Here is a 17279-nt window from a genome sequence, read left to right on the forward strand (position 1 = left end):
CCGAACTCTGGCCACCGACTACTTTTCTTGCCGGAGCAACAGCGTCGCCCCGACAAGAACAGATGCAACTATAGACCGAGCGGCGACTACTCCACAACCTGATCAATAACCAGATCAATCGCTTGCGTCTGTCCACGCACCGAAACAGGACTCAGAATCGCGAACAGATCACCCGTTTTGGGTTCCGGTGTGCCGGTCAGGGAAATGCGCGCTCCAACCTCAACCTCATCCACGCCGGACAGCCGCGCCTGGGGTGTCATGGCCTGGGTATCGTCGAGCACCACTTCCAGCGGCAAGTCCGACACCTTGAGCTTGACCGCCGCCAGCGGCATGCGCCCTCCTACCGGGCGGGCGAAGATAAAGACCGCCTGGTCCGGCTCCAGCGCAGTGCCAAGGCCTTCGGCCAGGCGCACCGCCAGTCGAATTTCCGCAGGTTCAATGCCCGCAACCTCCGGCACCGGCTCGCCCAGCGCCCGCAGTTCCTGCTGGGCACGGCTGATACCGGCGCGCAGCGACTCGGCCGCGGAAGGCTCAGCCTGGGCCAGCGCCCGGGACCAGAAATCGATGGCTTCGGCATAGCGCTGCTGCTCAAAAGCATCTATACCCAGCAGCCCCAGAGCGGTGATTTCGCCGGGATTACGCTGCAGCGTGGCTGTCACCTGCTCGCGCACCTGCTCATTCATCTTGCCGCCATTGGCGAAATACAGCGCCTGGGCATACTGCCCCATCACGCCTGTGTACTGCGGCGCATCTTCCGGCAGTCGCGCCAGCAGCTGCTTGAAAGCGGCAATACCGTCGTCAAAGCGCCCTGCCCCCATATAGGTGGTGGCCAGCAGATACCAGCCCTCGACATTTTCCGGCGTCACTTCCAGTTCATGCTCCAGTCGCGACAAGGCCTCCTCCAGCGTCGGAGTACGGCCATCAAACGGATCCGGCCCGGCCTGACGCTCCAGCGCCAGCTCAAGACGCGGCGCACTGCCAAGCTTTGCGTAGAGCCCCAGCGCGCTGACCACCAGCAGTAACGCCATCACTGAAACCGTGACCACCTGCATGCTGCTGACTTTCGACACCTGCAGCGCGGCTTCGGTATCGCCTACGTCCTGCAGCAGACTACGCTCGAGTTCCAGTTTCAGCTCATCGAACTCGGGCTGGGCCAGATTGCCCAGGGCCTTTTCCTCCTCGAGCTCCGACAGGCGTTCGCGATAGATATCGATATTCTGCCGGTCACGATCCTCGGCCACTTCCTGCTGCTGCAGCCTGCGCGCACGCAACAGGGGCAGCAGCACTATGCCCAGCGCACAGAGTGTCAACAGAGCTATTCCGGTCCACAGGCCCGCCATTATTTCTCATCCTGTTTAAGCAATTTATCCAGCCGGTGCCGCTCTGCGTCCGACAAAGGCTCCACCGGCTCAGTCTGGCTCGACTCCGAGCCCGCCGATATACCCGGGCGAGGCGCTTTTTTGCGCCGCCGCGTCATGACCAGCACGACCACCGCCCCTACGGCCAGCAGGCCAAAGGGGCCGTACCAGAGCACCAGTGTCTGGGCGGTGACCCGCGGGCGATAGAGTACGAACTCGCCATAGCGTGCCACCATGAAATCGACGATATCCTTATCCGAATCGCCCTGCTGCAGCATGCGGTGAATCTCGGTACGCAGATCCTGGGCAATGGGCGAGTTGGAGTCGGCGATATTCTGGTTCTGACACTTGGGGCAGCGCAGTTCGGCGGTGAGGCTGTAAAAACGTTCCCGGGTCGCCTCATCGCTGAACTCGAAACTGTCGATGGCCGCCTGGGCAGTCAGCGGCAGCCAGAGCAGCAGCACGATCAGCAGATGCCTCATGAGCCGCTGCCCTCCAGATCCTGCATCCGCCTGCGCAGTGTGTCCCAGACCTTCTCGTTGACCTCGCCCACATGGCGATAACGGATAATGCCGTCCTTGTCGAGGATGTAGGTTTCAGGCGCACCATAGACACCCAGGTCGAGCCCCAGCAAACCCTTGTCATCGTAGATATTAAGGACATAAGGGTTCTCATACCGGGTCAGCCACTCCTGCGCCTTGGCACGATCATCCTTGTAGTTGATACCGTAGATGGTCACGCCCTCGTTCCGGGCGATACGGTTGAGCTGCTCGTGCTCCTGCTTGCAGGTCGGGCACCAGGTGGCCCAGACGTTCAGCAGCGCAGGCTTGCCCTTGAGCTGTTCCTGGGTCAGCTGAGCGTTTTCGTCGAACACCGAGCTGAGGCTGAAGGCCGGCACGGGCTTGCCGATCAGCGCCGAAGGCAGCTCCGTCGGATCCAGCTGCAAACCGCGCCAGAGGAACACGCTCACCGTCACGAAAATGAGCAACGGAATAAAAACCAGTAATCGTCTTAGCATCGTCAGAATCCTTGATATCAGGCCGCAACCGGCGCCTTGCGGCGCGCCTGTTTGCGATAACGCGGGTCTGTCGCGGCCAGCAGGCCGCCGAGGGTCATCAGCAGCCCCCCCAGCCAGAGCCAGCGCACAAAGGGCTTGTGCTGCACGCGCACAGCCCAGGCGCCTTCGCCCAGGGACTCACCCATGGCCACATAAAGATCGCGGAACAGGCCTGCATCTATGGCCGCCTCCGTCATGACATTGCCGCGCGCCTTGTAGAAACGTTTCTCCGGGAACATTTCGGTATAGGCTTCACCGTTTTTCAGTACCCGGATGCGGGCCATGTCCGACACATAGTTCGGCCCCTGGCGCTCGCGCACACCATCGAAGATGAAGGAATACTGGCCGAACTCGACCTGGTCTCCGGGCGCCATGCGCAGATCCCGTGCTTCGCTGTAGAGCGAGACCATGGTGACGCCCACCACTACGGCGGCGATGCCGGTATGCGCAATGACCATGCCGCAATAGCTGCGCGACAGGCCGCGCAGGCCATCGCGCAAACGGCGCTTGCTGCGCACCTTGGCATACAGATCACGCAGCTGACTGAAGAATACCCAGTAAGCCAGCGCCATGGCCGCGGCCGCCACCAGATTGAAGCTGCCATCCATCAGCAGGGGGGTGGCAAGGCCACACAGGATCGCCAGCACGGCCGGCAGCCAGAGCACCAGGGATATCTGCGTCACCTGACTTTGCTTCCAGCGCGATACGGTACCGACACTCATGAACAGCACCAGCAGTGCCATAAGCGGGACAAAGAGGCTGTTGAAGTACGGCGGCCCGACCGAAATCTTGCCCATGCCCAGAGCATCGATCAGCAACGGATAGAGCGTACCCAGCAGCACCATCAGGCAGACCACCACCAGCACAATGTTGTTGACCAGCAGCAGGGTTTCCCGGGACAGCAGCGCAAAGCTTGAATCACTCTTCACATGGGCCGCGCGCAGCGCGTACAGCAGCAGCGAACCGCCGATGGAAATGCCCAGCAGCGCCAGCACGAAGAAGCCACGCTCAGGATCCGTGGCGAAGGCATGGACCGAGGTCAGCACGCCGGAGCGCACCAGGAAGGTCCCCAGCAGGCTCAATGAGAACGCAAAGATGGCCAGCAGCACCGTCCAGCTTTTGAAGACGCCGCGCTTTTCCGTCACCGCCAGGCTGTGTACCAGGGCCGTACCCACCAGCCAGGGCATGAAGGATGCGTTTTCCACCGGATCCCAGAACCACCAGCCGCCCCAGCCAAGTTCGTAATAGGCCCACCAGCTGCCCAGCGCGATCCCCAAAGACAGGAAGGCCCAGGCCATGACGGTCCAGGGCCGCGACCAGCGCGCCCAGGCCGCATCCAGCCGGCCACTCAGCAGTGCGGCGATAGCGAATGCAAAGGCCACAGAGAAGCCGACATAGCCCATATAGAGCATCGGCGGATGAATGATCAGACCGATATCCTGCAGCAGCGGGTTAAGATCGCCGCCTTCGGCCGGGAAGCCTGGCAACAGGCGCTCGAACGGGCTCGAGGTCAGCAGCATGAACAGGATAAAGCCCACCGCGATCATGCCCATCACGCCCAGTACGCGGGCCAGAATGTCCAGCGGCAGGTCGCGACTCTTGGCGGCCACCGCCCAGGTCCAGCCGCCCAGGATCAGCACCCACAGCAGCAGCGAACCTTCGTGACCACCCCAGACGGCGCTGAACTTGTAATAGCTCGGCAGCAGGGTGTTGGAGTTGCCCGCCACATAGGCCACCGAGAAGTCATCGGTCAGGAAGGCATAGACCAGGCAGGCCATGCTGATGGACAGAAACAGGAACTGTCCCCGCGCCAGCGGCCTGGCGTACCCCATCCACAGCAGGTTGTTGGTACTGGCGCCCACCATTGGCACCACCGCCAGCAGTACCGACATGCACAGCGCCAGTATCAGCGTATACTCACCGAGTTCAGGAATCATTTGTTAAACACCTCGGGCTCTGGCGTGGGCAGGGTACCGGCAGCCTTGAGTGCTTCTGCCACTTCGGGCGGCATGTAGTTTTCATCGTGTTTGGCCAGCACTTCAACCGCGGTAAAGACACCCTGCGCATTCACCGAGCCCTGAGCCACGATGCCCTGACCTTCGCGGAACAGGTCGGGCAGGATACCGGTGTATTCAACCGGCACGGTCTGGGCGAAGTCCGTCAGTTCAAAACGCACCATAAGCGATTGCGTATCACGGATCACGGAACCCTCAACCACCATGCCGCCGGCACGGATGCGAGTGCCTTCGGGCACTTCACCAGCCGCGATCTGGGTGGGTGAGTAGAACAGGTTGATGTTCTGGTTGAGTGCGAACAGGGCCAGCCCAACAGCCACTGTGACGCTCACCAGAATGGCCAGCACTATGACCAGGCGACGTTTGCGTTTGGGATTCATGACAGCCCTTTCTCCCGGCGCACACGGCGCGCCTGCTGATTAAGGAGCTGACGCGTCTGGCGCAGCGGCTGCACCACATTGAGCAACAGGATTACCAGCGCTATGCCGTAGGCCAGCCAGACGTAAAGCCCGTGCCCGCCCATCCCGATGAAATCTGCCATACTTTCGAACTTCACGTTCACCTCAACAACTTCAGTCAAATTCGGTATGCCTGCCCGCAGGAGCTCGAGCTCCAGCCATCGGGCCGGCTGTGCTCAGCGCGACTCGACCAGCGCCTGCACCCAGGAGCTGCGTCTTTCGCGGCGAAGAATTTCGTGGCGCAGGCGCAACATCAGCGACACTGCAAAGAAACAGTAAAACCCCACCACCATCACCAGCAGAGGCAGCCACATTTCAGGCGGCATCGCCGGTTTTTCGGTCAGTTTGAAGGTGGCGGGCTGGTGCAGGGTATTCCACCACTCCACCGAATACTTGATGATCGGAATATTCACCAGCCCCACCAGTGCCAGTACCGCCGTGGACTGCGCCGCCGTGGTATCGTTTTCGATCGCCGAATGCAGCGCCATCACGCCGAGGTACAGAAACAGCAGAATCAGCATGGAGGTCAGACGCGCGTCCCAGACCCACCAGGACCCCCAGGTCGGCTTGCCCCAGATAGCGCCGGTCGCAAGCGCCAGCAGCGCCAGTGATGCCCCCAGCGGCGCGCAGGCCTTGGCCACCATGTCGGCCACCTTCATTTTCCAGATCAGGCCAATGGCGCCTGCCAGCGCCATCATCATGTAACAGGACTGCGCCAGTATGGCCGAGGGTACATGGATATAGATGATCCGAAAGCTGTTGCCCTGCTGGTAGTCCGCCGGCGCGAACAGCAGCGCCCAGACAGTGCCACCGAGCAGCAGCACCAGCGCCAGCACACTGAATGCCGGCAGCAGCTTGCCGGTAATCTCATAACACCAGCGCGGTGACGCCAGCTGGTAGAACCAGCGCGGCATCCAGTTTTTATCGGTTTTAGTCTTGGCCATAAACAATCAACTATCCGCTCACAGAAATTCGTAAAGCTGCCCCGATCGCCAGCGGCGCCAGCACCACCCCCAGTGCCAGCATGGCCCCCAGCAGCGCCAGATAGCCCGCCAGTGGCAGACCCGTCACCGCCGCCTGTACCGCGCCCGAGCCAAAGATCAGCACCGGGATATAAAGCGGCAGTACCAGCAGCGAAATCAGCACGCCGCCCTTGCGCAGACCCACCGTCAGCGCCGCGCCTATGGCGCCGATCAGGCTCAGCGTCGGCGTTCCGAGCAACAGACTCAGCATCAGACCGCCCATGCCCTCCGCCGGCAGAAATAGCATCAGCCCCAGCAGTGGGGCCATCAGCGTCAGTGGCAGGCCAGTCATTATCCAGTGCGCCAGCACCCGCGCCAACACAATCAGTATCAGCGGCTGCGGGCTTAGCAGCGCCTGCTCCAGAGTACCGTCCTCAAAATCAGCCCGAAACAGGCTGTCCATCGACAGCAGCGTGGCCAGCAGTGCCGCAACCCAGACCAGCCCCGGTGCCAGCAGCGCCAGAAAACCGGGCTCCGGACTCACCCCCAGCGGAAACAGGGTCGCCACCATCAGGAAAAAGATCAGCGGGTTTACCAGATCACTCTTGCTGCGAAACGCCAGCAGCAAGTCACGCTTCAATGCCGCCCGAAACACGCCTACAGCGGTGGGCCCCCGCCGTCTGGCCGGCTCATTAGTCGCTATCTCGCTCATGAAGTTCCAGCCAGTTGGTCCAGATTCAGTCGACGCAGCCCATCAAGGTGCAATTCATGGTGTGTAGTGAGGATCACCGTGCCGCCGGCGGCGGCATGGCGCAGGATCAGTTGCTCCTTTTGTGCCACGCCCTTTTTATCGATCGCGGTAAAAGGCTCGTCCAGTATCCACAAGCTCGCCTGGCTCAAATAGAGCCGGGCCAGGCTCACACGGCGATGCTGCCCGGCGGACAGCATATGGCAAGGCACATCCTCGTAACCTGCCAGCCCCACCTGGCGCAGCGCCGCATCGATGGACGCACTATCCGTGCCCGGTTGCAGCGCGGCATACCAGCCGAGGTTCTCCTGCGGTGTCAGGGTCGCCTTGACGCCCGGCAGATGGCCGAAATACAGCAGCGCCTGACGATACTCATCGACCACCTCGTCCATGGGCTCGCCGCGCCAGTACAGCTCACCCTCGTAATTGCGCGACAGCCCACTGAGGATACGCAGCAAGGTGGTTTTGCCACTGCCGTTCTGCCCCTCGATCTGTAACACCTCACCGGCGCCGACTTCGAAGCAGAGGCCATCGAACAGGACCCGCTCATCGCGCTCAGAGTACAGATTCTCAACTTTCAACACAGGCTCAGCCAATCCAGGACCCTCAAAGGTGCGCAAGGACAAGAGAGCTTTATTCCCCCCTGCCTGCCCCCATGCGTATGTAGCACTTCACAGACGCCAATTTCGAACGACAGACCATCGAACAGAATCCGCTCACCGCGCCCGCAACCGGCGAAAGGGCTATACTCCCAATGTCTGCCTGCATGCGTAAAACCCGCCATTATATACAAATTCTGTATTGCAGGCGCCGTGCATTCAACCCCCTCTTTGGAGCCATTTTGATAGCTACTTTGGGCCCCAACCTGCTGCTGACTCAGCCGTCCGTCGAAGCAACACTGGCACGTCTGCTCCCCGCCGGTGGCCAGCTGGCGGCAACCGTGGTGCAATCCAGCTCCGATGCCAGCGGCATCCGCCTGCAACTGCAGCTGCATCGTGCAGGACAACTGCTGGCACTGAACACCCAGCATGCGTTACCGACCGGCACTGCCGTCGTGCTGTCACGCAACAGCGCGGGCCAGCTGCAACTCAGCCTCGCAGCCCAACCGGCTGCACAGGCGCCGGCAGCGCCCGCCCGCCCACCAGCAACCTCAAACCCTGCGACTGCGACTGCGACGCTGGACAGCCTGCTACGTACCAGCCTGCCGCGCCAGCAAAGTTTCGCCGATGTGCTCAATCAGCTGCTGCAACAGGCTCAGCCGGGCAGCGCCGCCGCCACCCAGGCCTCGCGCCAGCTCAGCCCCGTCGTACAATCCTTGCTGCAGATATTCGGCATTACACCGGGCCTGCGTGATTCAGACCTGGCCGTGCGCCGCAATATCGAGAAAGGGGGATTCTTTACCGAAGCGAGCCTCGGCCGCACAGCCTCGCAGCCCAGCGGCACAAAGAACGCCGCCCCCGGCAATACGGGCAGCGCCCATACGGATCTCAAGGCCCAGATGGGGCAGCTGCAACAGCTGGCAGACGCCCTGCCGCCCCAGGCCCGGGAGCAAATGCACAAACTGCTGGGCGACCTGCTGGCCCGCATCACCACGTCGCAACTGCACAGCGCCAGCCAGAACAAGGATCTGCCGGATGGCACGAGCGAGCGCCATCTGGCACTGGATTTGCCGGTGCGCCTCGGTGAGCGCATGGAAAACGTGGAGTTGCGCCTCAAGCGCTACCGCGCCCGCCGGGGCGAGGATCCCGCCAGCAGCCACTGGCTGGTGCGGCTGCATTTTGATCTGCAGACCCTGGGACCGCTGGAGGCTGAATTGCGACTGCGGGACGATAGTCACATGAGCGCCCGCTTCTGGACACCGGAACCGGAAACCGCACGACTGATTGAGCAACGCCTGCCTGAGTTTGCCAGCAACCTGGACCGCCAGGGCATACAGCTCGACAATCTGGGCTGCCACCAGGGCACGGCGCCGCGCGGCGAAACAGCTATTCGCCGCCAGCTTATCAACCTGAAAACCTGACCAAAGACGATCTGAACTGATGAAACCGATCAATCCTGAAGAGGGCGCCATCGCGCTGGGGTACGCCCCCGGCCAGCGGGCGCCGGAAGTACTCGCCAAGGGCCGCGGACTGATTGCCGAACAGATCATCGCCCTGGCCGAGGAGCACCAGATACATATTCACAAAAGTCCGGAATTGCTGGAGGTCCTGATACGGCTGGAGCTGGGCGACGAAATCCCCCAGGCACTCTACCAGGCCATTGCCGAAGTGATTGCCTTTGCCTACCAGCTCAAGGCCGAGCCGCCGGTGCAACCCTGATGCTTGCGGGCCTGAGGAGCAGGTGCAAGGTTAAAGATGCAAGGGAAAGAAAGGCACGCCCGTAGGAGCTGCGCCCCGCAGCGAAGCTTTCGGGGGTAGATGGCAGGTTCCACGGGGTGCCGACCATGCGTCGCGAGGCCGTCGTCGCGACGCGTTCGTCGCGAGGCGTTCGTCGCGGGGCGTTCGTCGCGAGGCGTTCGTCGCGACGCGTTCGTCGCGAGGCGCGACTCCTACGGGTTAAACTTGGCCCGGAGCATGGATTCCTGCGTTCGCGGGAACGGCGATGGGGCAAGCCCGACAGCCTCCTAGGAGGCTGTCCGAGAATGCTGGCCGTAGCGAGAGCCGGCTGCTTTGAGCTGACTTTTTGCGGTGTTTTAAGGCGAATAGTGGTTCTATTTAACGAAAAACAGCACAAAAAACAGCCAAACTCAGATGGTTCACAGTAGGTTGAGTGTTCTCGGACAGCCTCCTAGCGCTGCTGCGGCAGGGATTCAGTGGATTGCAGTTCGCGGTGCAGCAGCGCCATCAGCTCGGCTTCGGGCCGGCCTATGCCGCAGCTTTTCACCAGATCATCAACATTGCCACCCATCTCCATCAAGCGCGCCGCCTGATTGTAGGCCAGCACGCCGGGATCGCGATTCTCCAGCTCCTGCTGCTTTTCAACGGTAATATTGAGCCTGCGTTCGGCGTCCATCAGGCGCCGCCCCATGCCAATGGAACCACTGGTCATGGAGCGAATCTCGTTGCGCAGTACGTTGACCAGCGCCTGCTGCTGTCGCTCGTAGTAGCGCATGCGCCTGTACAGCATGATTCCCGCCCCAGTCCCCGCCAGGGACAAGAGCGCAAAACCAAGCCAGAGTATTGTTATTTGAGTCACCCGAACCATCCAGTCTTTCTGCCAGCGTTCAAGGATACTCGATCCCGCCGCCCGCGGACAACGACGCTGCGATCAGGGCTGCACCTCGGCACGACGGAACAGCACGCCGCCGTTTTCGGTTTCAAGCTGCTCGATGGCGGGCAGGGGAGGCGCCGGTTCGGCATCCAGCAGCTCGCTGACCGTATCACTGCTGATCTGCTGACTGCCAAAGGAGGACACCGTACGGCGCACCCGCTTGTCACGGGACACCACTACCAGCACGCGCCTGTTCATGCCCCGCCCCTCTGCGGTACGGTTACTGTAGGCCGGCTGATATTCACCATAGCCCACGGCCGCCATGCGCTGGGGACTGACGCCATTGTGCGCCAGAATTCGCACCACGGCCGCGGCCCGGGCGGCAGACAACTCCCAGTTGGAGGGATAGAGGTCTGTCGCAATGGGCTGATTGTCGGTAAAGCCTTCGACATGAATCGGATTGTCGAGCCCGCGCAACACCTCTGCAATCTTGCCCAGCAGGGCGTCGGCTTCTATTTCCGGCAACGCATCGGCGCTGCCAAACAGCCGTGATGCGGGCAGCTCGATCGACAGCCAAAGGTCATTACCGTCGATTTTCATGCTACCCGCCTCTATCTGGGGCGAGAACCTGCGCTGCAACTCGGCCTGCAGGCTGCGCAGCTGTTCGGTCACCGCAGCATCGGCGGGGTCGATCTGTATTGCCGGGGCATCGGGGCGCACGGCGTTGCCGATGGTCAGATCACTGGCGGCATCCTGGCTGGCCGCGCCCGCCGGGCGGCCGGAGCCCTCGAACACGCCGGACAGCGCATCGGAAATGGAACGGTATTTCTCCTCATTCACCGAGGAAATGGCATACATGACAATAAAGAACGCCAGCAGTAGTGTAATGAAGTCGGCGTAGGACAGCACCCAGCGATCCTGGCGCGTATTTTCAAGCTGCGGGTGCCGACGCGCCATAGTCTCTCCTACCCCAGATAGCCCTGCATGCGCTGGCGAATGAGTTGCGGGCTCTGCCCTTCAGAAATCGACAGCAGACCTTCGAGCATCATTTCCTGATAACGGTAACGCGCCAGCACCAGACTCTTGATCTTGTTGGCCAGCGGAATCAGCAGCAGGTTGGCCAGGGCCACACCGTAGATGGTGGCCACAAAGGCAGTGGCGATACCCGCGCCCAGCCCCTCGGGGTCTTGCAGATTGCTCATTACCTGAATCAGGCCAATCACCGCGCCGAGAATACCCAGCGTCGGGGCATAGCCGCCCATGCTCTCGATCACACGAGCCCCCTGCAGGTCACGCTGTTCCTGGGACACCAGCTGTATCTCCAGCATGCCGCGAATGACGTTGGCATCCTTGCCATCCACCAGCAACTGCAGGCCACTGCGCACCACCGGATCCGGCTCAGCTTCCATTTCCGCCTCCAGCCCCAGCAACCCGAACTTGCGGGTCCGCTGACACCACTGCACGACGCGCTCGATACCGCGCTCGAAATCATAGCTGGGGCCGCGTACCAGCCAGCGCATCAGCCAGAGGGCTCGGCGAAACTCATTACTGGGGGTCTGAATGGCCGCCGCCGCCAGGGTGCCGCCAACGACGATCACCACCGCGGGCCCGTTAAGCAGCTGCTGAATCTGCCCACCATCCAGATAATGACCGCCCGCAATGGCGACTACGGCGAGTAACAGTCCTGCAACGCTCAGGCGATCCATGCACAAGGCTCCGTCAGAGAAAAGTGGCCACAGCAGACTCCTGCCTGGCACTGAGTAAAGGTATTAGGTTCAAATGCGCGTTAAGTATCAGAGCATCGCAGCCTGTGTAGTGATGTTTGGTTATCGGCCAAGGCCGGCAAATATTCAGTTTTAGCCCTGCAACTAGCAGCCTGTCAGACTTGGCCGATCGTAGCGAGGGAAAGTCCGATTTGAGGCAGTTTTTGAGCTCTTTTGAGGCAAATAGTGGTTCTATTTAACAAAGAAGAGGACAAAAAACGACCAAAGTCGGCTTTTCCGCAGTAGATCAGTGGTAAGTCCGACAGGCTGCTGTCTAGCGCCAGTCCCGCAGCCTGCCCTTCAGCCGGTGCGCCGCCTGGCTGTGGATCTGACTGATGCGCGACTCACTGACGCCCAGCACCTCACCGATTTCCTTCAGATTGAGCTGCTCGTCATAGTAGAGCGCCAGCACCAGCCGCTCGCGCTCCGGCAACCCTTGAATTGCCTTGGCCAGTGCCTGGTTGAAGACATTCTTTTCAACCTGATGTTCGGGTTCGGGATCATCCGCCACAAACTGCTCGCCGACGCTGTCGTCCTCCGGCCTTTGCAGTTCTTCAAAACTGAACAGACGGCTTTCCATCGAGTCCTGCAGCAGGCCGTGGTATTCGCTGACACTGATGCCCATCTCGGCCGCCACTTCGCTATCACTGGCGTCGCGCCCCAGGCGCGCTTCGAGCTGATGGATGCTATCGGAAATGCGCCGGCTGTTGCGATGTACCGAGCGTGGCGTCCAGTCACCGCGACGCACTTCATCGATAATGGCACCGCGAATGCGAATACCGGCGTAGGTTTCGAAACTGGCGCCCTTGGCGGGATTGTATTTGCGGGACGCTTCAAGCAGGCCGATCATGCCGGACTGAATCAGATCGTCCAGCACTACACTGGCCGGAAGGCGGGCGAGCAGATGGTAGGCAATACGCTTAACCAGCGGCGCATACTGCGTGATCAGGTCCTGACTAGAGGTAAATTCCAGCTGGTTATACATGGAGCCTCTTTATTTACCCTGCACCAGGCGCTCGACAAAGAATTCCAGGTGTCCGCGCGGCGTTGTCATCACCGGCCAGGCATCGACCCGGTTGGCAAGCTGACGATAGGCAAGCGCCGCATTACTGCTGGAAAACGCTTGCAAAACAGCTGTTTGCCGCTTAACCGCCTTGCGCACCGCCTCATCATAAGGGATTGAACCGACGTATTGAAGCGTTACATCAAGGAATCGATCCGTCACTGTCAGCAGCTTGTTATACATGTTGCGACCTTCAGACTCGTTACGCACCATGTTGGCCAGGACCCGAAAGCGCGTGACCTTGTGGTCACGATTCAGCAATTTGATCAGCGCGTAGGCATCGGTAATGGACGTGGGCTCGTCGCACACCACCATCAGCACTTCCTGAGCCGCACGCAGGAAGCTGACCACCGACTCGGATATGCCCGCCGCGGTATCAATCACCAGCACATCAATTTCGTCGGCGATATCGGTAAAGGCATGAATCAGCTCGGCATGTTCATGCACGCCCAGCGCCGTCATGGATTGAGTACCGGAGGATGCCGGCACTATGCGGACATTTTCCCCCGCCTTCAACATCACATCGGACAGCGCACAGTCCCCGGCCAGCACATCGGATATGTTGTACTTGGGCCGCAGGCCCAGCAGCACGTCGACGTTGGCCAGCCCCAGATCCGCATCCAGCAGCACCACGCGGCGACCCATCTGCCCCAGTGCCAGTGACAGATTCACCGAAACGTTGGTTTTGCCGACACCGCCCTTGCCGCCGGTGACAGCAACTACTTTTACTGGATGCATAGTCTGCTTTTTCCCTGGGTCATCCTGCCCGACCTATAAAACTCAGATCCGGACCTTCGTCCGCCTGCTGTTCCCGTTCCTGCGCCTTCTGCGCCGTCACTACGGCACGACTCACCAGATCATGGCGCCGCGCCACCCCGATATCGTCGGGAATTTTCTGCCCATCGGTCACATAGGCGATGGGCAACTGCTTCTCGATCGACAGCGTCAGCGCCTCTCCCAGGCTGCCGGACTCGTCGAGCTTGCTCAGTACGCAGCCGCTCAGACCCAGTTTCTGATAGGTATTGTAGGCACTTTCGATCACCCGTTTCTGGCTGGAACATGACAGCACCAGCAGTTTTTTAAGCCGCAGCGACACGCCCTGCAGCAGCTCGATCTGCGCCGCGGTATGGGGCTCGTCGGCGCTCATGCCGGCGGTATCGATCAGCACCAGACGCTTGCCCTTGAGCGAGTGCAGCACATCATCCAGCGAATGGTTTTCATCCACCACCCGCACCGGTACATCCAGAATGCGACCAAAGGTGCGCAGTTGCTCATGGGCCGCAATACGGTAGGTATCGGTGGTCACCAGCGCGAGACTGGCACTGCCGTGCTTGAGCACGTAGCGCGCCGCCAGCTTGCCGATGGTGGTGGTCTTACCCACCCCGGTAGGACCCACAAAGGCCACCATGCCGCCGCGCTCGATAAACTCCTCACCCACCACCGGAATGGCATCGGACAGGCGCGCAAGGCTGCTGCGCCAGGCCTTGTCGATCTCGATATCCTGCTCGATGCTCGACACCAGATGGCGCACCACCCGGGGCCCGATACCGAGACTGTCGAGCCTGCGACTGAGGCGCAGCTGGGGCTGTGCTGCTGCAGGCTGCGGGGCAGGCGCGGGCTGAACCGGCGCCGGTTGTGGCGCCTGCATCTGCGGCTGCGCCTGGGCCTGTAACTGCTGCTGCAGTATGACCTTGAGCTGCTGAATCTCATCCTGCATGCTGAGGATGCGCTCATGATCCTGCGAATTCTGAGTATTAGGCGCGTGTTCTGAACGCTGCGACGCCACTGGGTGTTCAGCCGGCGCCTGAGGTGCAGATACTGACGGCGACTGCTGCTGGGGCTCTGGACGCAGGGGCGCGGCGGATCTTGGCGCAGGCTCTGACCATGACGCTGGCTCTGACCATGAGGCGGGCTCGGGCCTGGGCGCAGGCCCTGACGCAGCTTCAGCCCTGAAGGACGGTTCAGGCCGGGATCCAGGGGCGAAGGGATCGGCATCAAAACCGCCGGCGTCAAACGGCGGCGCGACAACCTCGGCACGGGATTTTTGCCGCTGTTTGAGCGATTCCAGAATGCTGCGCAGATCCTCGTCATCATCCTGACCGATCTGGCGATTGCGCATCACCCCCATATCCGGCCCGGCCGCAACGCCGCTCTGCTGCTGCGCCGAGGCGATACGCGCCCTGACCTTGCGCATCTCGTCTTCCAGCACAGCACCCTGGCGCCCAGCGCTGGCACGATTGGCACCGGTCAGCGCCTGCACCTGTTCGTCACGCCGGCGGCGCTCCTGACTCTGACGCTTGAACTCCGCCTGGGCCGCCTCGTATTCCTGTTCGTGAGCGGCAACCACCTCAACACCACCCGCCACACGGTGATTGGAGACAATGACCGCATCGGGACCGATTTCTTCCCGGACCCGCCGCATCGCCTGTCGCATGTCAGGGGCAAAAATGCGTTTTACTTTCATAGTCGTCCTCTGAATTGGGCGTTGCAGGGCCAGCTTCGCGTTCTACTGTCATATCGGCCGCCGGGCGCAAAGCCTGACCGCCGACAGGCGGGATTAGCCACCCTGTCCGCCCACGGTTGCCACTATGGTGACTTTCTTGTTTTCCGGTATCTCCTGATAGGAGAGTACATGAATCCGGTGGTTTCCATAGCGCACGAACTTCGCCATCAGCGGCCGTACCGGCGCCGCCACCAGCAATACCGACGGTTTACCCGCCATTTCCTGATTCTGAGCCGTCGTGGCCAGGGACTGCTGCAGACGCTCGGCCATACCGGGCTCCAGCACCAGACCATCACCCCCGTTCTGATTCTGCACCGAGTTGAGCAGCATCTGCTCGAGCTTGGGATCGAGGGTAATCACTGGTACCTCATCGGAATAACCGTTGATCTCCTGCACAATAAGCCGTGACAGCGATATCCGCACCGCAGCGGTCAGCGCCATCGGATCCGGGCTGCGACCCACGGCCTCAGCCAGGGCCTCGGCGATACTGCGAAAATCCTTCAGCGGCACATGCTCCATCAGCAGGTTCTGCAGCACCTTCAGCAGGCCGCTGATCGACAGCTTGGCCGGCACCAGCTCATCCACCAGCTTGGGCGAGTGTTTGCCCAGCATGTCCAGCAGTTGCTGCACCTCTTCATGCCCAAGCAGTTCATGGGCATGGTTTTGCAGCAGCTGATTCAAATGCGTGGCCACCACGGTACTGGCATCCACCACCGTATACCCCAGCGACTGCGCCTGCTCCTTTTGTCCGGTTTCAATCCAGACGGCTTCCAGCCCGAAGGCCGGGTCCGTCACAGCGACACCCTTGAGAGTACCGAACACCTGGCCCGGATTGATCGCCAGTTCGCGATCGGGATAGACCTCGGCCTCGCCGACGATAACCCCCATCAGCAGAATGCGGTAGCCGCCTGGAACCAGGTCCAGGTTGTCGCGGATATGTACCGAGGGCACCAGAAAACCCAGATCCTGCGACAGCTTGCGCCTGATTCCCTTGATCCGCCCGAGCAACTGACCGCCCTGCAACTTGTCCACCATGGGAATCAGGCGGTAGCCCACTTCCAGACCGATCATGTCCACCGGCATCACATCATCCCAGTCGAGCTCTTTCTGTTCATCCACAGACACCGCCGTCTGGGTGCGCGCCAGCTCCTGCTTGTCGGTCTGCTGCTGCTGTGCCTCCCGCGCCTGACGACGCAGGATCAGCCAGGCGATAGCACCGGCAGTTCCGGCAAGCGTCAAAAAAGCGACATGCGGCATGCCGGGCACTATGCCGATCACACCCAGCAGGCAGGCGGCGACAATCAGCGCCCGGGGTGCCGAGAACATCTGCTGCAGGATCTGGTTACCCATGTCCTGGGACGAGTTCTGCCGCGTTACCGTGATCGCCGCTGCGGTGGAGAGCAGCAAGGACGGAATCTGCGCCACCAGACCATCACCAATGGTCAGCATGGAGTAATACTGAATCGCCAGATCAAAGCTCAGGCCGTGCTGCAGCATGCCGATGGACAGTCCGCCCACCAGGTTGATCACCAGGATCAGGATACCGGCAACCGCATCCCCGCGAACGAACTTTGAAGCACCGTCCATGGAGCCGTAGAAGTCGGCTTCCTCAGTGACTTCCTGGCGCCGCAGCTTGGCCTCTTCCTGCGTGATCAGGCCCGAGTTGAGATCCGCATCCACCGCCATCTGCTTGCCTGGCATGGCATCCAGTGTAAAGCGAGCGCTCACTTCCGAGATACGCCCGGCCCCCTTGGTCACCACCACGAAGTTGATAATCACCAGGATCAGGAACACCACTATGCCGACCACATAGTTGCCGCCGATCACCACCTGACCGAAGGCCTCGATTACCTTGCCGGCGGCATCGCCGCCCTCATGACCATAGAGCAGCACCACCCGGGTGGAAGCCACGTTCAGCGCCAGCCGCAGCAGCGTTGCCACCAGCAGGATGGTTGGAAACACGGTAAATTCCAGCGGTCGCAGGGCGTACACACAGACCAGCAGTACCACCAGCGACAACGCTATGTTGAACGTAAAAAAAACGTCCAGCAGGAATGGCGGAACCGGCAGCGTAACCATGCCGATGACCACCAGCAGTAACAGCGGAACCCCCAGGTTGCCCTGACCGAGGCTGCGCATGCC

18 protein-coding genes are annotated in these 17279 nt (G+C 61.1%); 2 read left to right on the forward strand and 16 right to left on the reverse strand.

All coding sequences use genetic code 11. The features are described 5' to 3' along the window. Nucleotides 1–86 precede the first annotated feature (86 nt). The 9 genes from ccmI to ccmA are packed head-to-tail and all read right to left on the reverse strand — an operon-like array spanning nt 87 to nt 7179. The gene (gene ccmI, locus MRS74_RS17645; RefSeq protein ID WP_254581591.1) at nt 87–1340 is read right to left on the reverse strand and encodes a c-type cytochrome biogenesis protein CcmI; all 1254 of its coding nucleotides are present in this window, start codon (nt 1338–1340) and stop codon (nt 87–89) included. Continuing rightward, a complete protein-coding gene (locus MRS74_RS17650) occupies nt 1340–1840 on the reverse strand; it encodes a cytochrome c-type biogenesis protein (RefSeq protein WP_254581592.1) in 501 nt (166 codons plus the stop codon). The genes ccmI and MRS74_RS17650 overlap by 1 nt, the downstream gene beginning before the upstream one ends. Beyond that, complete coding sequence (locus tag MRS74_RS17655; RefSeq protein ID WP_254581593.1) at nt 1837–2376, reverse strand: DsbE family thiol:disulfide interchange protein; 540 nt, start codon at nt 2374–2376, stop codon at nt 1837–1839. Before MRS74_RS17655 ends, MRS74_RS17650 begins: the two co-directional genes overlap by 4 nt. Before the next feature lie 17 nt (nt 2377–2393). Next, nucleotides 2394–4352, reverse strand: a complete 1959-nt coding sequence (locus MRS74_RS17660; RefSeq protein ID WP_254581594.1) for a heme lyase CcmF/NrfE family subunit — start codon at nt 4350–4352, stop codon at nt 2394–2396. After that, complete coding sequence (ccmE, locus tag MRS74_RS17665; protein WP_254581595.1) at nt 4349–4810, reverse strand: cytochrome c maturation protein CcmE; 462 nt, start codon at nt 4808–4810, stop codon at nt 4349–4351. Before ccmE ends, MRS74_RS17660 begins: the two co-directional genes overlap by 4 nt. Further along, nucleotides 4807–5010 carry a heme exporter protein CcmD gene (gene ccmD, locus MRS74_RS17670; RefSeq protein WP_438362347.1) on the reverse strand — a complete coding sequence of 68 codons (204 nt, stop codon included), beginning with the start codon at nt 5008–5010 and terminating at the stop codon, nt 4807–4809. Before ccmD ends, ccmE begins: the two co-directional genes overlap by 4 nt. Before the next feature lie 54 nt (nt 5011–5064). Further along, the gene (locus MRS74_RS17675) at nt 5065–5832 is read right to left on the reverse strand and encodes a heme ABC transporter permease (RefSeq protein WP_254581596.1); all 768 of its coding nucleotides are present in this window, start codon (nt 5830–5832) and stop codon (nt 5065–5067) included. Nucleotides 5833–5842: 10 nt separating this feature from the next. Then, the gene (ccmB, locus tag MRS74_RS17680; RefSeq protein WP_254581597.1) at nt 5843–6562 is read right to left on the reverse strand and encodes a heme exporter protein CcmB; all 720 of its coding nucleotides are present in this window, start codon (nt 6560–6562) and stop codon (nt 5843–5845) included. Then, on the reverse strand, nt 6559–7179 hold the full coding sequence (gene ccmA / locus MRS74_RS17685) for a cytochrome c biogenesis heme-transporting ATPase CcmA (protein ID WP_306422008.1): 621 nt from the start codon (nt 7177–7179) through the stop codon (nt 6559–6561). The genes ccmB and ccmA overlap by 4 nt, the downstream gene beginning before the upstream one ends. Nucleotides 7180–7439: 260 nt before the next feature. Between ccmA and fliK the strand changes: the two genes are divergently transcribed. Both fliK and MRS74_RS17695 read left to right on the forward strand, forming a co-directional pair. After that, complete coding sequence (gene fliK, locus MRS74_RS17690) at nt 7440–8618, forward strand: flagellar hook-length control protein FliK (protein WP_254581599.1); 1179 nt, start codon at nt 7440–7442, stop codon at nt 8616–8618. Between the two features lie 19 nt (nt 8619–8637). Then, nucleotides 8638–8916, forward strand: coding sequence for an EscU/YscU/HrcU family type III secretion system export apparatus switch protein (locus MRS74_RS17695; protein ID WP_254581600.1), 279 nt, complete (start codon nt 8638–8640; stop codon nt 8914–8916). A gap of 469 nt (nt 8917–9385) precedes the next feature. Here the strand turns inward: MRS74_RS17695 and MRS74_RS17700 are convergent, their stop codons facing one another. The 7 genes from MRS74_RS17700 to flhA all read right to left on the reverse strand — a co-directional run bounded on the left by MRS74_RS17700 (nt 9386) and on the right by flhA (nt 17276). Beyond that, a complete protein-coding gene (locus MRS74_RS17700) occupies nt 9386–9802 on the reverse strand; it encodes a DUF2802 domain-containing protein (RefSeq protein ID WP_254581601.1) in 417 nt (138 codons plus the stop codon). A gap of 63 nt (nt 9803–9865) precedes the next feature. After that, nucleotides 9866–10765 carry a flagellar motor protein MotD gene (gene motD / locus MRS74_RS17705; protein ID WP_254581602.1) on the reverse strand — a complete coding sequence of 300 codons (900 nt, stop codon included), beginning with the start codon at nt 10763–10765 and terminating at the stop codon, nt 9866–9868. Nucleotides 10766–10773: 8 nt separating this feature from the next. After that, a complete protein-coding gene (locus MRS74_RS17710) occupies nt 10774–11514 on the reverse strand; it encodes a flagellar motor protein (RefSeq protein ID WP_254581603.1) in 741 nt (246 codons plus the stop codon). 331 nt (nt 11515–11845) lie between these two features. After that, a complete protein-coding gene (locus MRS74_RS17715; RefSeq protein ID WP_254581604.1) occupies nt 11846–12556 on the reverse strand; it encodes an RNA polymerase sigma factor FliA in 711 nt (236 codons plus the stop codon). A 9-nt stretch (nt 12557–12565) separates the two neighbouring features. After that, nucleotides 12566–13372, reverse strand: a complete 807-nt coding sequence (locus tag MRS74_RS17720; protein ID WP_254581605.1) for a MinD/ParA family protein — start codon at nt 13370–13372, stop codon at nt 12566–12568. A 19-nt stretch (nt 13373–13391) separates the two neighbouring features. Further along, nucleotides 13392–15098: a flagellar biosynthesis GTPase FlhF gene (gene flhF / locus MRS74_RS17725; RefSeq protein ID WP_254581606.1), complete on the reverse strand. Its 1707-nt coding sequence runs from the start codon at nt 15096–15098 to the stop codon at nt 13392–13394. 93 nt (nt 15099–15191) lie between these two features. After that, nucleotides 15192–17276: a flagellar biosynthesis protein FlhA gene (flhA, locus tag MRS74_RS17730; protein WP_254581630.1), complete on the reverse strand. Its 2085-nt coding sequence runs from the start codon at nt 17274–17276 to the stop codon at nt 15192–15194. Nucleotides 17277–17279: the final 3 nt, after the last annotated feature.

Origin of the sequence: Marinobacterium sedimentorum (assembly GCF_024267675.1) — a bacterium.
Taxonomy (GTDB): domain Bacteria; phylum Pseudomonadota; class Gammaproteobacteria; order Pseudomonadales; family Balneatricaceae; genus Marinobacterium_A; species Marinobacterium_A sedimentorum.